Source organism: Streptomyces sp. NPDC056224, from assembly GCF_042267665.1.
GTDB lineage: Bacteria > Actinomycetota > Actinomycetes > Streptomycetales > Streptomycetaceae > Streptomyces.
The window spans coordinates 73,631-91,782 of record NZ_JBHJTK010000017.1 but is presented as its reverse complement, the minus strand read 5'-3'; the positions used below and the strand labels follow the sequence as shown (position 1 = coordinate 91,782).

Below are 18,152 nucleotides of genomic sequence, written 5' to 3'. Positions count from 1 at the left end.
GGGAAGCGCCGCCATGCCGACCTGCCCGAACGGGCACCAGTCCGCCTCCGACGACTGGTGCGAGGTCTGCGGCCACCGCATGGCTGCTTCGGAGGGTCCCCCTCCGGCTCCCTCCTACGGCTACGGCTTCCCCCCGACCGCCGGTGAGCCGACCGCCCAGGCGGAGCTCTGCCCCCAGTGCCGGACCCCGCGCGAGGCCATGGCCCCGTTCTGCGAGGAGTGCCGGTACAACTTCCTGACGCGCACGGCGACGTCGTACACCCCTCTCACCCCGGACCCGGGGCCCCAGGGGAGCGGCGCCACGCCACCGTCCGCACCCCCGTCCGCGGCGCCGTCCACGCCTCCGCCGCCGGTGCCGACGCCCGGGGCGTACTCCCAGGACCACTTCGAGTACCAGGGCTCGCGGCCGTCCCGGGTCAACCGGCCGGCCGAGCCGCTCCAGCGCGAGGACGACTGGCTGCTGCCGCCTCCCGCTCACGAGCCGCAGCACGAGTACCAGCAGCCCGCGCAGCCTCAGTACCAGCAGCAGCCCCCGGCGCCGCCGCAGCAGCGGGAGTACCAGCAGGAGTACCAGCAGCACCAGCCCGCGCAGCACCAGCCCCCGCAGCCGCAGCAGTACCAGCAGCAGCCTCCGCCACAGCAGCAGTCCTACTCGCCCCAGGGCGGCTCGTGGGCCGTGACGATCGGCCCCGACCGCTCGTACTTCATGGCGATGATGCAGCGCAGCGGCCCCGAGGCGGCCGGGCTCAACCTGCCCGCGTACTCCCCGGAGCAGCACCTGCCGCTCGCCGGCGGCCAGATCACCATCGGCCGCCGCCGTGCCTCCACGGGCGAGTCCCCGGACATCGACCTGTCGGTGCCCCCGGAGGACCCGGGCGTCTCCCACCAGCACGCGGTCCTCGTCCAGCAGCCCGACCTCAGCTGGGCGGTGGTGGACCAGAACTCCACCAACGGCACCACCATCAACGGGGGCGAGGAGCCGATCCAGCCCTACGTCCCGGTCCCGCTCGCCGACGGCGACCGCGTTCATGTGGGCGCCTGGACCACGATCACCATCCGCCGGGGCTGATTCACCCCTCCCCCAGGGGCCATGTGTAGGGCCCCTGGGGATCGTCGAGCCACGACCACTGGCCCTCGGCGGTGACGGTGACCCCGAAGCGCTCCCGGCCCGGGCGGTCCTCGCGCCGCCACAGGTCCAGGGCCTCGCGGGGGTGCAAGGCGCCCGCAGTCAGCACGAGCATGAACTGGAAACGGTCGTTCTCCACCAGCTCGTACGGGAGCCCGTACGGCACCCCGGCCGGCGGCTGCGGCGCCGCCGTGGCCCCGCGCAGCGGCAGGAAGTACGCCGGATTGTGCAGGAAGCGGCCCTCGGCGAAGTCGGCGTCCCCGACCGTGAGCGCGATCAGCCCGGTCGACAGCGGGGCCAGGATCCGCGCCCCGGTCCGGCACTGGGACGGCCAGGCGTGCGGGACGAGCGGCAGCGCGCAGGTCACCATGATCCGGTCGAACGGGGCCCGGGCGGGGCAGCCGCGCGCCCCGTCGCCCGTGACCACCACCGGGTGGTATCCGAGCTCGGCCAGGTGGGTCCGCGCGGACTCGGTGATCTCCTCCTCCAGGTCCACGGTGGTGACGTGGTCATCGCCGAGCCGGTGGCACAGCAGGGCGGCGTTGTAGCCGGTGCCCGCGCCGATCTCCAGCACGTCGTCGCCGTCGCGCACGTCCAGGGCATGGAGCATCTTCGCCATCAGCGAGGGCTGGCTGCTGGAGGAGACCAGCTGGCCGTCGCGCAGCCGGGTCGCGAGCGGGGTGTCCTCGTAGACGCCGCGCAGCCAGCGGGCCCGGCGCTCGGGATCGGGGTCCTCGGCCCACAGCCGCTCGTGGCCGGCGCCGCGGCCGGTCCAGAAGTAGGGGACGAAGACGTGCCGGGGAACGGCGGCGAACGCAGCCCGCCAGGCCGGGTCGTCCAGCACCCCGGCCGCCGTCAGCTCGCGGACCTGGGCGGCGTGCGCGGTCTCGCGCAGGTCCCGTGCGCGGGTGGTGCGTGTGGTGTGTGCGCCCATGACTCAACTGTCCTGCGGGCCGCGCTCGGGTGCGACCTCGCGGAGTCCGCACGGGCGCGGTGCCCGGGGTCCTAGGACCCCGGTCCTCCGTCCGGGCGTCTGAGACGATGGTCGGGTGAACGAGATTCCGCGGGGCACGCTTCAGGAGCAGACCTTTTACGAGCAGGTGGGCGGCGAGGAGACCTTCCGCCGCCTCGTCCGGCGCTTCTACCAGGGGGTCGCGGAGGACCCGCTGCTGCGTCCGATGTACCCGGAGGAGGACCTGGGCCCGGCCGAGGAGCGGTTCACGCTCTTCCTGATGCAGTACTGGGGCGGCCCGACCACCTACAGCGAGCACCGCGGCCATCCGCGCCTGCGGATGCGGCACGCCCCGTTCCAGGTGGACGCGGAGGCGCACGACGCCTGGCTGGGCCACATGCGGGTCGCGCTGGACGAGCTGGGCCTGGCGCCGGAGCACGAGGCGCAGCTGTGGAAGTACCTCACCTACGCCGCCGCATCGATGATCAACACGGCGGGCTGAGGCTGTCTCGTAGTGCCCGGTGGGTCAGGGCACGGCGTCAGATGCGGTGCGTCGCAAGGCGGAGGGGCGCCCCCGCATCTGGGCGTATTCGGGCGTTCCGACAACGCGGCGACGTGCCGTGGCCGACGTCGTGGGCCCGCCGGGGACTACGGGCCAGCCCTTGGCTGTTCAGCCCGAGGTCCGGACCGGGCGGACCTGGAGGGCGCCGAGGCCGCCGCCCAGGCCGGGGCGGCGCATGGCGACGGAACCGTACGGGGTGCGCAGCCGCAGCCAGCTCCCGGCGGCGAGCAGGGCCACCGGGTCGGGGGCGGTCGCCGGACGCGGGTTCGCGGCCGTACGCGGGGTGGCGGCGGGCACGGTGGACCGTACCGGCCGCAGGAAGCCCAGGGACTGGGCGGCGTGCACGACGCGCAGCGGGAGCTCGGTGTCGCCCAGCGTCCGGGACCAGATCTCGCGGCCGATGCGGTCGCGCTCGGACCGGGTCCGGTGCTGTGCGGGCAGGGCCTCGTCGCGGGCGCGGAACTCGGCGACGGCGCCGGCGACGGCCGCCCCCATCTCCTCGGCCCCGGGCAGCCCGGACAGCTGCCGCCAGCCGCCGCGCGGCGGGAGCACCCCGGTCCACGGCGGCCCGGTGACCGGCCGCGGCACCGTGGCCGCGGCCGACGCCTCGTCCACGGATTCCAGGAGTTCACCGGCGGAGACCGTCAGGTCGAGCGGCGTCTCCACCGGCGCGGCGAGCCGCACCGTGCGGATGGCCAGGACCTCGAAGGACGGCGGCCGTCCGAAGACGGCGAGCGCGCCGCCGCCGCCCTGCAGGCGGACGACGGCGGCGCGGTCGTAGTGCACCAGCCGGCCCAGGAAGGCGGCGAGGTCCGCCGCCTCCCCGGAGTCGGCGAAGTGCAGCCGTTCGTTCATGCCGCGAGGCGTCCTTCCGGGCCGTCCGGCTCGTCGAGGTACTTCTCGAGGAAGTGCTTCTCCTCGGCCGTGATGCGGCGGGGCCGCCCCTCGGCGAGGTTGTAGGGCACGACCACGGTCGAGGCGCGCACGTAGATCTTCTCGGGCGCGTCCTCGGTCGCCTCGTCCTTGACCTCGTAGCCGATGGTCAGGGACGCGGCGCCTATCCGGGTCACCCAGGACTCGATGAGCACCGGCTCGTGCCGGTGCACGAGGGGCAGCTTGTAGTCGATCTCGTGCCGGGCCACGACGGACCCGCCCGTGAAGGACTCGCTGCCCTCCCCCGGCGCCAGCCGGAACATGAAGTCGATCCTCGCCTCCTCCAGGTAGCGGAGGAAGACCACGTTGTTCACGTGTCCGAAGGAGTCCATGTCCGACCAGCGCAGGGGGCACCGGTAGTGGTGTCTGGCCATGGTGCGGACCTCAGCCTCGGGTGAGCTTCTTGTAGGTGGCACGGTGCGGACGGGTCGCGTCCGCACCGAGACGCTCGACCTTGTTCTTCTCGTACGACTCGAAGTTGCCCTCGAACCAGTACCACTTGGACTCGCCCTCGTACGCCAGGATGTGCGTGGCGACCCGGTCGAGGAACCAGCGGTCGTGGGAGATGACCACGGCCGCGCCGGGGAACTCCAGCAGCGCGTTCTCGAGCGAGGACAGGGTCTCGACGTCGAGGTCGTTGGTGGGCTCGTCGAGGAGCAGCAGGTTGCCGCCCTCCTTGAGCGTCAGCGCCAGGTTGAGGCGGTTGCGCTCACCACCGGACAGGACGCCGGCCGGCTTCTGCTGGTCCGGGCCCTTGAAGCCGAAGGCGCTGACGTACGCGCGGGACGGCATCTCGACCTGGCCCACGTTGATGTAGTCCAGCTCGTCCGACACGACCGCCCAGAGGGTCTTCTTGGGGTCGATGTTGGCGCGGCTCTGGTCGACGTACGAGATCTTGACGGTCTCGCCGATCTTGACGGAGCCGGAGTCCGGCGCCTCCAGGCCCTGGATCATCTTGAAGAGCGTGGTCTTGCCGGCGCCGTTCGGGCCGATGATGCCCACGATGCCGTTGCGCGGCAGCGTGAACGACAGGTCGTCGATGAGGACCTTGTCGCCGAACGCCTTGGAGAGGTTGTTGACCTCGACCACGATCGAGCCCAGACGCGGGCCCGGCGGGATCTGGATCTCCTCGAAGTCGAGCTTGCGCATCTTGTCCGCCTCGGCCGCCATCTCCTCGTAGCGGGCGAGACGGGCCTTGGACTTGGTCTGGCGGCCCTTGGCGTTGGAGCGGACCCACTCCAGCTCTTCCTTGAGGCGCTTCTGGCGCTTCTCGTCCTTGCGGCCCTCGACCTTGAGGCGGGTGGCCTTCTTCTCCAGGTAGGTGGAGTAGTTGCCCTCGTAGGGGTGGGCACGGCCGCGGTCGAGTTCGAGGATCCACTCGGCGACGTTGTTCAGGAAGTACCGGTCGTGGGTCACGGCCACGACGGCGCCCTTGTACTGCGAGAGGTGCTGCTCCAGCCAGTTCACCGACTCGGCGTCGAGGTGGTTGGTGGGCTCGTCGAGGAGGAGCAGGTCCGGGGCCTCGATCAGCAGCTTGCACAGCGCCACGCGGCGCTTCTCGCCACCGGAGAGGTTGGTGACGGGCCAGTCGCCGGGCGGGCAGCCCAGGGCGTCCATGGCCTGCTCCAGCTGGGCGTCGAGGTCCCAGGCGTTGGCGTGGTCCAGGACTTCCTGGAGCTTGCCCATCTCGTCCATGAGCGCATCGGTGTAGTCGGTCGCCATTTCCTCGGCGACCTCGTTGAAGCGCTTGAGCTTGCCCATGATCTCGGCGGCGCCGTCCTGGACGTTCTCCAGGACGGTCTTCGACTCGTCGAGCTTGGGCTCCTGCATGAGGATGCCGACGGTGAAGCCGGGCGACAGGAAGGCGTCGCCGTTGGACGGCTGCTCCAGGCCCGCCATGATCTTCAGAACGGTGGACTTACCGGCGCCGTTCGGGCCGACCACACCGATCTTCGCGCCGGGCAGGAAGTTCAAGGTGACGTCATCAAGAATCACCTTGTCGCCGTGCGCCTTGCGCGTCTTGCGCATGGTGTAGATGAACTCAGCCAAGAGAAACCGTCCGGCAGATCGATGGGTGGGCAGATACACCCCATCTTGCCAGCCGTCCATACCTCGGGGGAAACCCGTATGGTCCCGGCCGCCTGACCTGGGCGGCGACCGCGGGGGAGGTGACGGTCGCGGCCGCCCCGGCCGCTACCGGTCACGTCCGCGGCCGGTAGACGGTGAGGGCGTCGGGGAGCTCGTCGAGGACGAGGGCCTCGTGGGTCTCGGCGTACTCGCCGTCGTAGGCGAGGGGGGTGCCCGCCGGGATGTCCCCGATCCGCAGGCTCCGCAGCCGGGTCGCGGTGTGGACGGGGGAACGGGACAGCGGGCCCGCGAAGGCGGCGGCCAGCAGGCGGGGGCCGGGGCGGCCGCCGCCGTAGACGAGCCGGACGTCGAGCAGGCCCTCGCCGAGGCTGTCGCGGCGCCTGGGGGTGGGACCGGTCCCGTGGTAGGTGCCGTTGCCCGCGAAGAGCAGCCATACGCTCCGGGACCGCCCGGCCAGCCGCAGCCGCACGGGGCGCTCGGCGCGCAGCACCTTCCAGGCCGCCAGCAGCGCGGCGGGGGCGCCGCCGATGCGCGGGCCCCAGCGCAGCCGGTGGCGTAGCAGCTCCGGGTAGGCGCCGATGCTGAAGTTGTTCAGGAAATACCCCGGCCGGCCCTCCGGTCCGGGGGTGAAGCGGCCCACGCCGATGTGGACGGCGTGGCCGGAGGCCACCGCGCGGCAGGTGTCCTCGGGTCCGCCGAGGCCGAGGTCCAGCGCGAAGTGGTTGAGGGTGCCCCCGGGGAACACCGCCAGCGGCAGCCCGGCGCGCAGTGCGGCGGTGGCGGCCGCGTTGACCGTGCCGTCACCGCCGCAGACTCCGAGGACGGTGGCCCGGGAGGCCGCCTCGTCCAGCCGGGCGGCCAGGTCCGAACCCTCGCACTCGACCACCTCGGCCTTGGGGAGCCGGGTGCGCAGTACGTCGAGTCCGGCGGTCCCGGCCGTCCCCGAGCCGGTGTTGACCACCACGACGAGTCCCTCCCCGTCGGGCAGCGCGGGCACGCCGGTGGCGGTCCGCTCGTCGCCCGGCACGATCCTGGCCTCCTGGGCGTCCCGCGCGAGCCGGTCCACGACGAAGCCCGCCGTCACGCCCAGCGCGGCCCCCGCGAGCACGTCGGAGGGGTAGTGCACGCCGGTGTACACGCGGGAGAAGGCCACGGCAGCGGCCACCGGGGCCAGCGCGGCACCCCAGCCCGGGGACGCCAGCGCCAGTCCCGCGGTGAAGGCGAAGGCCGACGCGGAGTGCCCGGAGGGAAAGGAGGTGGTCTGCGGCTGCGTGGCCAGCTGCCGCACCGCGGGTACGCCGTGCAGGAGCGGCCGCGGGCGGCGTACGGACCATTTGCCGACGGTGTTGATGGTCGCGGAGGCCAGTGCCAGCGAGGCGGCCCCGCGCACGGCGGCCTTGCGGGCCCGGGCCGATCCGAAGACGGCGAGCGCGGCGGCGGCCCCGCCCCACAGCACCCCGTGGTTCGCGGCCCGCCCCAGCCGCGGCAGCACCCGGTCGGCCCCCGGCCAGTGCCGCCGGGCCACCATGTCGAACAGTCGGCGGTCCCACCGTGCGAACGCGCCCTGCCAGGTCAGCTCTTGATCCACCATTGCCTGCCCCTACCCCGGGGCGGGGATCCGAAATCAGGACCGGCCGTCCTCCCCCTCGTCCAGCGGGCGCTTGCGGAGCAGGAGGACCACCAGACCGCCGAGGACCACCAGGCCCACCGCCAGGGAGGCGATGACCGGGGTGGCCGCCGAGCTGCCGCTGGTGGCCAGCCGCTCCTCGTCCGGGGAGTCCGGTGTGGCCTGGACGGCGGCGGACTGGTTGCCCTGCTGCCCGGTGGGCGTGACCGCGTTCCCGGCGGCCGTGGCGGCCGTCCCGACCACCGGGGGCTCGGGCCAGACCGCCGTGGCCGTGGCGGCGGCCGCGGATTCGCTGGAGCCCGCCACGATCTGCGCCTGGGCGGGCACCCCGCTGGTGAACACCCGCCCGACCGGCACCTTGGTCGCGCCCTGGACGGTGACCGAGGCCGTCCCGTCCGGGGTGCCCGCGGGTACCTCGAAGTACAGCCGGCTGCCGTTGCCGACGGAGTCCAGCGGCCGCCCCTCGGCGTCCACCACCCGCACCCCCATCGCGACGGCCGCCGCGTCGGGGATGACCGACACGCTCCGCGCCCCGGTCCGCACGGTCACCGGGCCGAGCCGGGTGCCCACCGCCCCGGTCACACCGCCCGGGTCGAGCCGCAGCGAGGCGGGCGGCTCCGGCAGCTGTCCGGCCTGCCGCTGCAGGTAGTCGGCCAGCTTCTCCGCCGCCGGGTCCGCGGCCTCCACCTGCACCCCGTCCGCCAGCCGCCAGATCGCCACCTGGGTCCCGGCCGCCGCGCTCTCCGCGGTGAGCGCCCCGGCCCCCGCCACCTTGGCGAGCCCGGCCAGATCGTTCAGCTGCGGATAGGAGTGCTCCAGGACCCAGCGGATCCGGCCCGCCTCCCTGTTCCCGGCCAGCGGACTGCCGGCCCAGCCGCTTTCGGTGTACCGCGCCTGGGGCTGCGCGTTGCCCGCGACGCCGACCCCGTACGTCTGGAGCATCCCGCCGCCGTCGACCCGCATCTCGTAGAGGCCGGCCGGGATCTGCCGGACCGAGCCGTCACCGGAACGGAGGACCGCCTGCCCGTAGGTCTTCAGCCCGTCCAGCACGGCGCTCGCACCCTCCGGCACCCGGGAAGCCGCCGGTTCGGAGTCGGCGGCCGCCTGGGCGCCGGGCGCGGCGGCGAGGGCCGCGGCCAGCAGGGCCACCGCCAGCGGACGGCGCGCGGAGCCCCGTACCGGAACGACACCGGGAACGGGTTCGGGAGCGGAAACGGGTTCGGGAGCGGCCTCGGGAACGGAGGCAGCAGCAGAAGAAGGAGCGGATGAAAGAGCGGCGGAACGACCGGGAGGACGGCCGGAGGAGCGAGCCGGAACTGGAACGGAAGCAGGAACGGAGGATGCGGGAACGGCAATCGACACAGTCTTCCCCTTCGGGCCAAAGACCCAGGTGCCCGTGAGTACCGGGGAATCCTATCCGCCTCGAACACTCAGACCACCGCCGCCTTCTGAGTGTCCATCAGCGGCGTATCGGTCTTGACGACGCGGCGGAACGCGGCCGTCCCCCGGTTGAGGTCGTGCCCGACGGCCGTGGCGTCGATTTCCGCCGATACCCACCGGTGACCCTCCCCGTCGGGCGGGTCCTCCCGCACCCTCAGCCGGCCGTGCACCACGAGCGGCTCGCCGACCGCCACGGAACCGGCCAGGTTCACCGCGAGGGTGCGCCGCGCCCGCACCGTGTAGAAGCTGGTGAACCCGTCGGTCCAGGCCTCCTTGCGCCGGTCGTAGTACCTCGGCGTCACGGCGAAACGGAACCTCGCCGACGGGCCGTTGACCGTTTCCTTGTAGTCGATCTGGGTCGCCACGTACCCCACGAGCGTCACCTGGGTGTCGTTCATCCCGGCCGCCCTCCCCCGTGATTCGCACCCGTACGGACCATCCGCACGAGGTACGCACCATGCTGGGGCCGCCCGCCCGTTCCCGCTCCGGCCTGTGGACTACTGGCGGGTTGTGGACAACCTCGTCCCCCCTGCGGCGACAGCGGCGTACTGCTCCCGCACCTCCCGGTAGCGCAGCAGCTCCGCCGCCACCGGCTCCAGAACCCGGGCCCGCCCGCACCCGGCGGCAGCCTGCCGCAGCCTCTGCTCCGCGTCCTGCCCGTACCTGCGCGCCGGGCCGCGGGCCGCGATCGAGCAGGCCCATTCCACCAGCGGTCCGCCGATGATGCCCGCCACCATCAGCAGCACCGGCGGCAGCAGCCGCGGCTCCAGGACCCCGATGATCTGCCCCGCCAGCCACAGCCCGCCGAAGATCTGCAGGAGCGTCATCGCCGCCTGCCCCAGTACCGCCGCCGGCCACCACGTGGGCCGCGGCGGCTTGACGCTCGGCACCGCGACGGCCGCCCCGAGGGTCACCGCCAGCTCGTCCAGCGCCTCCGGGAGCCGTTCGGCACCGCGCACGGCCGTCTCCCGTACCGCCTGCGCCCAAGGCTCGGGCAGGCCGGTGACCGCCTCGTCGGCGACCGCCCGCACGGCCTGCTCCACCTTCTGGCGCGCGGTCACCTCTTCCTCGACGGGCGCCTCGGCGACCGGCGTGCCCCGCCCGCCGATCACCGCGAGGGCGGCCAGGCCCGCCAGCGTGCGCGGTGCGCGCCGGCTCTCGTACCACCGCCACAGCCGCAGCCACGGCGTTCCGCACGCCTTTCCGGCATTGCGCCGCCAGGCCCGCTCGGCCGCCAGCCCGGCCGCATAGGCCCCGACGGCCTCGGCGAGCCGGTCCTCGAACTCGGCGCGCGCCGCCTCCCCGATCTCCGGCCCGGAGTGCCCGGCTGCCACGTAGAGCGGCCGCAGGCGCACGGCCGCGCGGTCGACGTCGGCGGAGATCCGCCGGGTCGCGGCGCCCTTCTCCTGCGTGAACTGTCCGAGGAGTTCGCGCAGTTCCCCGACGCCTTCACCCGTCAGGGCGGAAAGTCCGAGCACCGTGGCTCCCGGCTCCCCGTGCTCGCCGAGCGCGATCCCGTCCTCGTCGAGGAGCCTGCGCAGGTCGTCCAGTACGAGGTCGGCGGACTCTCCGGGCAGCCGGTCCACCTGGTTGAGCACGACGAAGGTCACCTCCGCGTGCCCGGCCAGCGGCCGCAGGTACCGCTCGTGCAGCACCGCGTCCGCGTACTTCTCCGGGTCCACCACCCACACCACCGCGTCGACCAGCGCCAGTACGCGGTCCACGTGGTCGCGGTGCGCGCCGACGGCCGAGTCCAGGTCGGGCAGGTCGACGAGGACCATCCCGCGCAGCGCCTCCGCCTCCGAGGTCTCGCGGGGCCGGCGCCGCAGCCGGCCCGGGATCTCCAGCCGGTCCAGCAGTCCGGCGGCCCCGTCCGACCAGCTGCACGCGATGGGGGCGGCGGTGGTCGGCCGGCGCAGGCCGGTCTCGGAGATCTGCACCCCCGCGAGTGAATTGAAGAGTGTGGACTTGCCGCTTCCGGTGGCTCCGGCGATCGCGACGACCGTGTGCTGCGGTGACAGCCCGCGCCGCGCCGCCGCTTCGTCCAGCACCCGGCCCGCCTCGGCGAGAGTTTTGCCGTCGAGCCGGGTCCGGGACAGTCCGACCAGCTGGCGCAGCGCGTCCAGGCGCAGGCGCAGGGCCCGCCCCTCGGGGCTGAGCGGCGGTGCGGTGGCCTTGCCGCCGTCGCTGCCGGCGCCGGAGACGGCCCGGACGAGGGCCTCGTCGCCTTCGTCGCCCTCGCTGCCCTCCCTGCCCTCCCTGCCTTCGCTGTCTTCGCCGTCGGCCGCGGCGGCCTCGACGGCCTTGGGGCGCGAGCGCGCGATGAGTCCGTCGTCCCAGCGGTCGTCGGTGCGGTCGGTCAGGGCGGTCACCTCGTCACCTCTCCTTCTGCAGTACGGACAGCGCGGCAATCAGCTCGGCCTGTGGTTCCGGGGTCACTTCGAGCGCCTCCAGCGGGGCGAGCCGGCGGTCGCGTTCGGCGCGCAGCACTTGGTCGAGGTGGTCGCCGACCAGCTCCGCGCCCCGGTCGCGCAGCCGCAGGGCGGCCTGGGCGCCGATCCGTTCGGCGAGTTTCTCCCCCGCGGGCCTGGCCCGCTTGCCGCCGAGGAGGGCTGCGACGAGCAGCGCCGCGACGGCGTCGGGGTCGGGGGCGGGCTGCCGGTCGAGCTGCGCGACCTCCTCCTCGGCGAGTTCCTCCAGCACGCGCCGCCAGCGCCGTACGGCCAGGCCGATACGTTCCCCCGCCTCCTTGTCGGGCGTGGGCAGGGGCACGGCGCCCGCGGCGGGTTCGCGCCGCCAGGACTCGGCGATCCGCTCGTCGGCGGCGGCGACGGCGCACTGGAGCAGTGCGGTGAGGGATTCGGCGAGCGAATCGAGAAGTTCGTCGGCGGTCGTGTCGAGGGGGTAGCCGCGCCACCGGGTCAGCGCGTCGCCGGCCAGCACCGCCCCCTGGTCGAGTCGGTTGCGGACGCGCTTGCCCTCCCTCTTGTACGCCTGTTCCACGGCGGAGGTCAGCCGTACGGCGGCGGCGTACTGGGCGGCGACGGCGGAGGCGAGTTCGGGCATCCGGCGGCCGAGGGAGTCGAGCGCGCCGAGCGCGGTCCGCCCGACGGCGTACTGCCGGGCGGCTGGGTCCTGGGCGTGGTGGGCGAGCCAGGCGGCGAGCGGCGCGACGGCGCTGCCCGGGAGCAGTCCGCCGCCGCCGGCCGATTCCGGGAGTTCGGGCACGGTGAAGCGCGGTACGTCGCCCAGCCCGGCCCGGGTGAGCAGGGCCCCGTACTGCCGGGAGACCTCGGCGAGCACCTGGTGCGGCACCCGGTCGAGGACGGTGACGAGGGTGGCCTTGTACTGCTTGGCGGTGCGCAGCAGGTGCCAGGGGACGGCGTCGGCGTACCGCGAGGCGGTGGTGACCATCACCCAGACGTCGGCGGCGCAGATGAGTTCGGCGGCGAGTGTCCGGTTCTCGACCACGAGGGAGTCGATGTCGGGGGCGTCGAGGATGGCGAGTCCGCGCGGGAGGGTGGAGACGGTCTCGATCCGCATCTCGCGGGTGGCGTGACCGTGGTTGTTCGGGGGACGGTGGCCGTGCGGGTGACCGCGCTCCCGGGGCCGGGTCTTGGCGGCGGGGGGCGGCTCCTCCTCGCCGTGCGGCACCCAGACCCGCATGAGGTCGGGCAGTACCCGCATCCCGGCGAACCAGTGATGATCATCCGGATGGCAGACGAGCACGGGCGTACGCGTGGTGGGACGCAGTACCCCCGCCTCGCTGACCTGCCGTCCGACGAGCGAGTTGACGAGGGTGGACTTTCCGGCCCCGGTGGACCCGCCGACGACGGCGAGCATCGGCGCCTCGGGCGCCTTCAGCCGGGGTACGAGGTAGTCATCGAGCTGTGCGAGCAGCTCGGCTCTGGTCTGGCGGGCGCGCGGAGCGCCGGGCAGGGGCAGCGGCAGACGCACGGACGCGACCCGGTCGCGCAGGGCGGACAGGGCATCGAGCAGCTGAGGCCGAACATCCAAGGTCACCACATGCGAAGAATGCCCAATTTAGGACCATTTTTGAAGCTTATACGTCCTCTGCGCGCCGAGCGCTACTCCAGCGGGACATCCTGGACACGGCGGACGAGTGGGGCGCAGGCATAACGAGTGCACAACACCAGGGGCGCCGCGGCGCAAAAGCGATGCGAGAATCGCACCTGCCTGCGATTATCGGGACCGCTTCACCGAACCTCCACATCGTGGCACGCGGGTGAAGCAACCGGGACAAGGCGACCGGAGCCCTATCCTTGACCCGGCACGGACCGCAGTCCCACCCCCACCAGGGGCTCCAGGCCCACCACGGCCACCTTCCGGCCCCCGTAGCTCAGTGGATAGAGCAGGTGCCTTCTAAGCACTTGGCCGCAGGTTCGAGTCCTGCCGGGGGCACTCTTTCCGCACCACCTTCAGCCCTCCCTCGCGGAGGGCTTTCGTGCAGGTCAGGGCAGTTTATCGAGACGTTCGTAGCAGCGAGGTAAGAGCCGGACAGCCGCCCGGTAAGCTCGAACGGCAGTCCGGCTCTATCCGGCTGATTCCCGCTTTCCACGGGTTGCCACGGTGGATACGCGGTGGCGTTCCCGGGCGCGAGGCTCAGACCTCGGGGAGGTCTCCTCCAGCCTCAATGCGCTGCTTCAGGTCCTTCAGATGGCCCACGATGCATCGGGCGTACACCGCCAGGAGCACCGGAACACTGTTGCCCGCCCACTCAGCTACCTGCGCCAGCGGAACGCCATCGTTGAGCCAGTTCGTCAGGCAGGTGTTCCGCAGGTCGTACACGCGCTTACCCAGGGGGACGCGAACTCCTCGGGGGTGAGGGTCTCCTGGCGAGCAGAGCGCCATGCACGCCGGATGACGGACCCCGCGAGCATCTCCCCCTTCTCACCCGGAAAGACCAGATCGCCCGGCTTCAACCCCTCGCGCTCGGTGTGTTCCCTCAGGACCTTCGTCAGGGCAGGGCGGCACGGAACCGTCCGCATGTCGTCCTTGGCTCGCCCCTTCAGGCCCCTCTCCTCGTGGATGGCACCATCGTTCGTCCAGTGCTTCCCCACTTCGGGTTGAGCAGTGTGGATGAGCAGCTCACCCCATTTGGTCGCCGGCGTCCGCCGGGGGGAGCCGGGCATCCATGACGTACATGGCGACCACTTCTTCCGGCCTCGGCCCGGCCCAATACATCGTGGCGAAGAAAGCATGTAGGCGCGCCCCACCGCGGGGCCGTCGGCGTACCCAGCCCAGCAGACCGGCCGCCTGCGAGCGATTGATCAGAGATCGCTTATCAACGGCGAGAGACGTCTTCGGTGTCGTCCCTCGCCCCTTAGGTAAGGGCTTGGTTCGCAGTACGTTCTGCTTGACCGCATGCTCCAGCATGCGGTCAAGCACCCGCCGACTGCGCTTGATGGTGCTGGCCGCTGTCACGGAGCCGTCGAGCCGACTCGACACCGCGCGCAAAACCGCGTCCACCCGCGACGGGTCTTCCCAGGCCGCCATGGTCAGGCAGTTGCGCTCGACCCACCTCAGGATGGAGTCAATCTCAGGAGGTGTGTCACCCCGTCGGCGGGCGTTGAAAGCGAACTCCCGCAGCGCCGTGCGCACGACCACGGGGTCGAACGTGCTGGGCACTGGCGACCGCAGGAGCACTTCGGTCCCATCCTCAGAGCACTCTCCCCGTTCATCGGTCGGCACCAGCCAGCGTAGTCGGGAGCCAGCTCGGGGGAGTCGGCCATTACCTATCTCTCTTCCCGTTGATATTGGGGCACGGGGCAAACGTCCGGAGGCTGCCCGGGGCGTCTCGCCGGTACTCCCTGCCAGTCCGGCCGAAGGGCAGCGCGCCCTTCATGGCTCGGGGGATGATGCCGGGCATGTCCCCGGAACTGATCACCGCGATAGCCACCCTGGCTGGCGTTGCACTAGGCATCGCAGGCACCCTCTCTGCCGCACGCATCCAGGCCAAGGACAGTCACGCTCAGGCAGACGCGACCTTTCGGGCGGCCCAGACGACGGCTACCAGGCAGTATGCAGCCGCCCTAGAACAGCAGAATCGAGCTGCTCAGAGGACTGCATGCGTCGGCTTCTTGGCCGTAGCCAGAGACTTCGTGCGTCGTGCCGAGTACACACGCACCTCTGAGGGGGATCGTGACCGTAGCGCTCAGGACCTGAGTGAGCCTCTTCATCAGATCCAAACAGCCTTTGCAGTGGAGTTGGAAGGGCCTGAAGTGGTGTTGGTGAGGGCCATAGAGTTCGCGCGCGAATCCTTCGTTTTTCAAGAACGTCTGGAAGTCGGCGGGCATGTCTACCGTGCAATGAACAAGTGGCGATGCACTTCGACGATACTCTCAGGGACTTCCCGGCCATCGGGTCTCTAGACCGACTGCGGGCCATCACTGGGGAGCCGTTCCTGCAGGACCGCATGCACCTGATGTGCAGCCCCAACATCCTGTCGACTGCAGACGCGATCGAGGGGATCGGCGCCCGATGCCGTACAGAATTATTGCGCGCCAAGTCCCTGCTGCTGCCCTACGTGGAGGAGGGGATCCTCGCTGAGGGCGAGGTGGAGGCCATCGTCCGGCACGCCGGTAAACAGGAGTGCAGTGTCGGAGATCTGCTGAGCTCGGTGCAGGCAAAGATGGACACAGCTCTCAGCAGCTTCATCCTGGCGGCCCGAACGCACCTCAATGCCACTGCGCCGAAGACCGCCTAGCAGCCACGGCGGCCAGGACGGGGAGTCTCCGTCTTCCTGGCACCCGCCGACGGCACCGGCCCCCCCGAACTGTCCCTGATCACGGCTCATGACCAGCCTTTGGCCAGCTCGCGAGGTTCGACCGAGTGAAAGTCTCTTGAAGTACAGGTCAGGGCATGTGCCGGTTTCCATATGAGTGTTGTCTTCTGGCGCCACTATTCCCCGCGGTTCCCGCGGAACGGGCACGAGAAGGGCACGGCCCCGCCATCTGGTCCGTAGCTCTAGCCGGATCGCTCGGCGACGGTCATTCCGGCCGCTGCGGGGTTGCTGAGCGACGCCTCCGAACGTGGGCGATGACCATGGTTGCTGCATCCGCTGCTGCACTCGGCCCACCAGGGTCAAGCGGCTTTGGCCGAGCACGAGCCAGGCAAATGGGTGACGTCGTCAGCTACGTGTTCTGGGTGAGCGCTACGGGCAGGGGCAGTCCGAGTGGCTAGCTGCCGAGCGCTCGGTAACGTAGACGTGGGTAAGCCGGACCCGATTGACCCGCCGCCTTCTTCGACAGGAACGGCAGATCCTCAATGCTAAGCAAAATCCTTGCGATATTGCTTATGACCGGGGGGGGCAGTGCTGATCATTGCCTGTGTCGTCACTATGATTACGCACCGGGGGCCGATCACTCTTGAGAAAATTGGCCTAGCCTTGGGTACGAGTATCTCAGTGCTTGGCCTTTGGGTTCAGATGCAGACGTCACCGCCAAGTGAGCCGCACGAGGTTGGTGGAGTAGAGCTCACCGGCTACTGCCAGTCCAAGGGGTTCGAGCGGGCGAGCTACCCCCAAGACGTCGAGAGGGTCAAGGACTGGAAATGTAAGGGACCAGGAAACAGGACAACGCCTATCACGAATGGTGGATCTTTGTCGTGGGATGAAGCATGCGAATTCGAATACGGAGGCGGTGCATTTGCGGTCAACACAGATCCACTGGATCTACCATTCGGGGTTACGTGCATGAAGTAATTCCCGTGCTGACACCATGCCCTTTACGAGCGAGTAGCAGTGGGGCATCTTCGATCACAGATTGCGACGATCTCAAAACCCGTGGCGCGAGTCACCGTGGGTTCAAATCCCGCACACACCGCACGTGAACGGCCCCTAGAAACCGCCATGAACGGTCGGGGGCCGCTTCCATGCCTCCTGCCGGGACCGACCCCGCCCCAGCGCATCGGGCACGAGTAAGGCACGCGCCCCTCCGGGGCACTTCCATCAGTCGTGTCCGATGCACCCACCCATGGAAGTGGGTGACGCGGAAGTGGCGGGCCACCGCGTTGACGGCTTGCTGCGACGATGCGGCTTCTGGCGGGTCAGGAAGGAAGCTGAGCCAATCTTTCTTGGCCGCTGCGTGGGCCTTCGTTCGACGCGTCGCAGGCATACAAGCTCATCGGCCGATGACACTCGCTTACGTCTTTGTTCACGGCCTCAAGGTAGCCCAGAGGTCGCGGAGCGCTTTGGCCGGTGTCCTGCCCGGCTTGGGGTCGAGCATGATCAGGGGCCACTCGACCACATTTGCTGTCAGGCCCAATGCCTGACCGAGTTTGTCGGCCGGCGCAAGGCCCCTGGGGTCACCTCTGGGCCGTCCGAGGCCGAGGCAAGCCGACACAGGGCGCGCCTGAAGCCCAGGATCACGCCTCTTCAGGTGCCATAGAGAGGTGACGGAAGATCGATCACGGCTCCGGAGGCGGGGAAGGAGTCTGAAGGCTGGTGAGGACCACCATGGCCGCTCGGGCACCTCCCCTTCATTGATCATTGGCTCCATTCTGCCTGGGCTTGCCGCCGCAGCCGCTCTCGAGGCAGGGCAACGGGGACTGGAGCCGGCGCAACAGAGAACTGCGGATCGCGGAGCAGGGGCAGATCACCGGCCGGTTCAACGACGCGATCACACATCTGAATTCGATGACTGGGTCGAATCAATCGGGGCTCACATAATGGATTGCAGTAGCAATACACTTATCGGCAGCGTAATTATCCCTGTCATTCTATCTCTAGTGGCGGTAGGGGGTGGCGTCTACTATTCGGAGCGTCATCATTCGACTCGGGAAAGATGGAAGGCCACCCTGTGGTGGACACTAGTTCCATTCACGGCCATCGCCATCCTGCTCCTGATCCTGTATTTGAGTGGAGTATTCAAGCTCTCCTGCGGAGGAGTCTCCGAATCGAGAACAGGGGTGACCGTTACAGGCGGCGATCCCTGGACTGACACCGGGATCATTCTCCATGAAGGGATGTTCCGTGTCGCATATATCGGCGGGACGATCCGCGTTGCGTACAGAGGTGAGGACAGGACCCCGTTCCGAAAAGAATCCTGCGTTGCAGACCAGAAAACCTTTGGAGGCCAGTGGACCGCGCCAGGACTGCACTGCTATGCCCTCATTGCGCGAATCGGAGAGGGCCCCATCTTCGAGGTCACCAAAGGAAAGGAATTCTCCGTACGGGCTGACGGAAAACTCTATCTTGGGATTAATGACGAGTATAACAGCTTCGTCGATAATACTGGATCCTGGGATCTTGAGGTTGTCCACCGTAAGGGCAGTCAGTCGCCATCTACTCGCGGCGCATTTTTGGGGAAGCCTAATTTGTCGGGCTATTGTCAGTCGCTTGGTGCTCCGACTTTCACCGCCCTCGGCGGAAATGCATACGATTGGCGATGCGTTTACCCTGGTG

The 18,152-nt window shown here is 70.3% G+C and carries 15 protein-coding genes and 1 tRNA gene; 4 read left to right on the top strand and 12 right to left on the bottom strand.

Going from position 1 to position 18,152, the window contains the following annotated elements:
- Positions 1-13 precede the first annotated feature (13 nt).
- On the top strand, positions 14-1,069 hold the full coding sequence (locus ACFCZ1_RS20995; RefSeq protein WP_376679818.1) for an FHA domain-containing protein: 1,056 nt from the start codon (positions 14-16) through the stop codon (positions 1,067-1,069).
- 1 nt (position 1,070) lies between these two features.
- Here the strand turns inward: ACFCZ1_RS20995 and ACFCZ1_RS20990 are convergent, their stop codons facing one another.
- Positions 1,071-2,060, bottom strand: coding sequence for a methyltransferase domain-containing protein (locus ACFCZ1_RS20990; protein WP_376679777.1), 990 nt, complete (start codon positions 2,058-2,060; stop codon positions 1,071-1,073).
- A 115-nt stretch (positions 2,061-2,175) separates the two neighbouring features.
- On the opposite strand from ACFCZ1_RS20990, the gene ACFCZ1_RS20985 reads away from it, so the two are divergent.
- A complete protein-coding gene (locus ACFCZ1_RS20985) occupies positions 2,176-2,580 on the top strand; it encodes a globin (protein ID WP_376679776.1) in 405 nt (134 codons plus the stop codon).
- Positions 2,581-2,748: 168 nt separating this feature from the next.
- On the opposite strand, the gene ACFCZ1_RS20980 is transcribed toward ACFCZ1_RS20985, so the two are convergent.
- The 8 genes from ACFCZ1_RS20980 to ACFCZ1_RS20945 form a co-directional block, all read right to left on the bottom strand.
- Positions 2,749-3,495 carry a hypothetical protein gene (locus ACFCZ1_RS20980; RefSeq protein ID WP_376679775.1) on the bottom strand — a complete coding sequence of 249 codons (747 nt, stop codon included), beginning with the start codon at positions 3,493-3,495 and terminating at the stop codon, positions 2,749-2,751.
- Positions 3,492-3,947, bottom strand: a complete 456-nt coding sequence (locus ACFCZ1_RS20975) for an acyl-CoA thioesterase (RefSeq protein WP_376679774.1) — start codon at positions 3,945-3,947, stop codon at positions 3,492-3,494. Before ACFCZ1_RS20975 ends, ACFCZ1_RS20980 begins: the two co-directional genes overlap by 4 nt.
- Before the next feature lie 10 nt (positions 3,948-3,957).
- The gene (gene ettA, locus ACFCZ1_RS20970; protein ID WP_376679773.1) at positions 3,958-5,622 is read right to left on the bottom strand and encodes an energy-dependent translational throttle protein EttA; all 1,665 of its coding nucleotides are present in this window, start codon (positions 5,620-5,622) and stop codon (positions 3,958-3,960) included.
- A 151-nt stretch (positions 5,623-5,773) separates the two neighbouring features.
- The gene (locus ACFCZ1_RS20965; protein WP_376679772.1) at positions 5,774-7,252 is read right to left on the bottom strand and encodes a bifunctional phosphatase PAP2/diacylglycerol kinase family protein; all 1,479 of its coding nucleotides are present in this window, start codon (positions 7,250-7,252) and stop codon (positions 5,774-5,776) included.
- 33 nt (positions 7,253-7,285) lie between these two features.
- Positions 7,286-8,443 carry a thioester domain-containing protein gene (locus ACFCZ1_RS20960; protein ID WP_376679817.1) on the bottom strand — a complete coding sequence of 386 codons (1,158 nt, stop codon included), beginning with the start codon at positions 8,441-8,443 and terminating at the stop codon, positions 7,286-7,288.
- Positions 8,444-8,718: 275 nt separating this feature from the next.
- Complete coding sequence (locus tag ACFCZ1_RS20955) at positions 8,719-9,126, bottom strand: single-stranded DNA-binding protein (RefSeq protein WP_376679771.1); 408 nt, start codon at positions 9,124-9,126, stop codon at positions 8,719-8,721.
- Positions 9,127-9,225: 99 nt separating this feature from the next.
- Positions 9,226-11,100: a GTPase gene (locus ACFCZ1_RS20950; protein ID WP_376679770.1), complete on the bottom strand. Its 1,875-nt coding sequence runs from the start codon at positions 11,098-11,100 to the stop codon at positions 9,226-9,228.
- Positions 11,101-11,104: 4 nt separating this feature from the next.
- On the bottom strand, positions 11,105-12,745 hold the full coding sequence (locus ACFCZ1_RS20945) for a dynamin family protein (RefSeq protein WP_376679769.1): 1,641 nt from the start codon (positions 12,743-12,745) through the stop codon (positions 11,105-11,107).
- Positions 12,746-13,077: 332 nt separating this feature from the next.
- On the opposite strand from ACFCZ1_RS20945, the gene ACFCZ1_RS20940 reads away from it, so the two are divergent.
- A tRNA-Arg gene (locus ACFCZ1_RS20940) sits at positions 13,078-13,150 on the top strand.
- A 201-nt stretch (positions 13,151-13,351) separates the two neighbouring features.
- On the opposite strand, the gene ACFCZ1_RS20935 is transcribed toward ACFCZ1_RS20940, so the two are convergent.
- Complete coding sequence (locus ACFCZ1_RS20935) at positions 13,352-13,537, bottom strand: hypothetical protein (protein ID WP_376679768.1); 186 nt, start codon at positions 13,535-13,537, stop codon at positions 13,352-13,354.
- A 300-nt stretch (positions 13,538-13,837) separates the two neighbouring features.
- Complete coding sequence (locus tag ACFCZ1_RS20930) at positions 13,838-14,356, bottom strand: hypothetical protein (RefSeq protein WP_376679767.1); 519 nt, start codon at positions 14,354-14,356, stop codon at positions 13,838-13,840.
- Between the two features lie 709 nt (positions 14,357-15,065).
- Here ACFCZ1_RS20930 and ACFCZ1_RS20925 point away from each other — a divergent pair.
- Complete coding sequence (locus ACFCZ1_RS20925; RefSeq protein WP_376679766.1) at positions 15,066-15,455, top strand: hypothetical protein; 390 nt, start codon at positions 15,066-15,068, stop codon at positions 15,453-15,455.
- 2,102 nt (positions 15,456-17,557) lie between these two features.
- Here the strand turns inward: ACFCZ1_RS20925 and ACFCZ1_RS20920 are convergent.
- A complete protein-coding gene (locus tag ACFCZ1_RS20920) occupies positions 17,558-18,010 on the bottom strand; it encodes a hypothetical protein (protein ID WP_376679765.1) in 453 nt (150 codons plus the stop codon).
- Between the last annotated feature and the right edge of the window lie 142 nt (positions 18,011-18,152).

Coding starts and splice junctions, on each gene's coding strand:
- ACFCZ1_RS20995 (WP_376679818.1), top strand. CDS start 14: ATGCCGACCTGCCCGAACGGGCACCAGTCCGCCTCCGACGACTGGTGC.
- ACFCZ1_RS20990 (WP_376679777.1), bottom strand. CDS start 2,060: ATGGGCGCACACACCACACGCACCACCCGCGCACGGGACCTGCGCGAG.
- ACFCZ1_RS20980 (WP_376679775.1), bottom strand. CDS start 3,495: ATGAACGAACGGCTGCACTTCGCCGACTCCGGGGAGGCGGCGGACCTC.
- ACFCZ1_RS20975 (WP_376679774.1), bottom strand. CDS start 3,947: ATGGCCAGACACCACTACCGGTGCCCCCTGCGCTGGTCGGACATGGAC.
- ACFCZ1_RS20965 (WP_376679772.1), bottom strand. CDS start 7,252: ATGGTGGATCAAGAGCTGACCTGGCAGGGCGCGTTCGCACGGTGGGAC.
- ACFCZ1_RS20955 (WP_376679771.1), bottom strand. CDS start 9,126: ATGAACGACACCCAGGTGACGCTCGTGGGGTACGTGGCGACCCAGATC.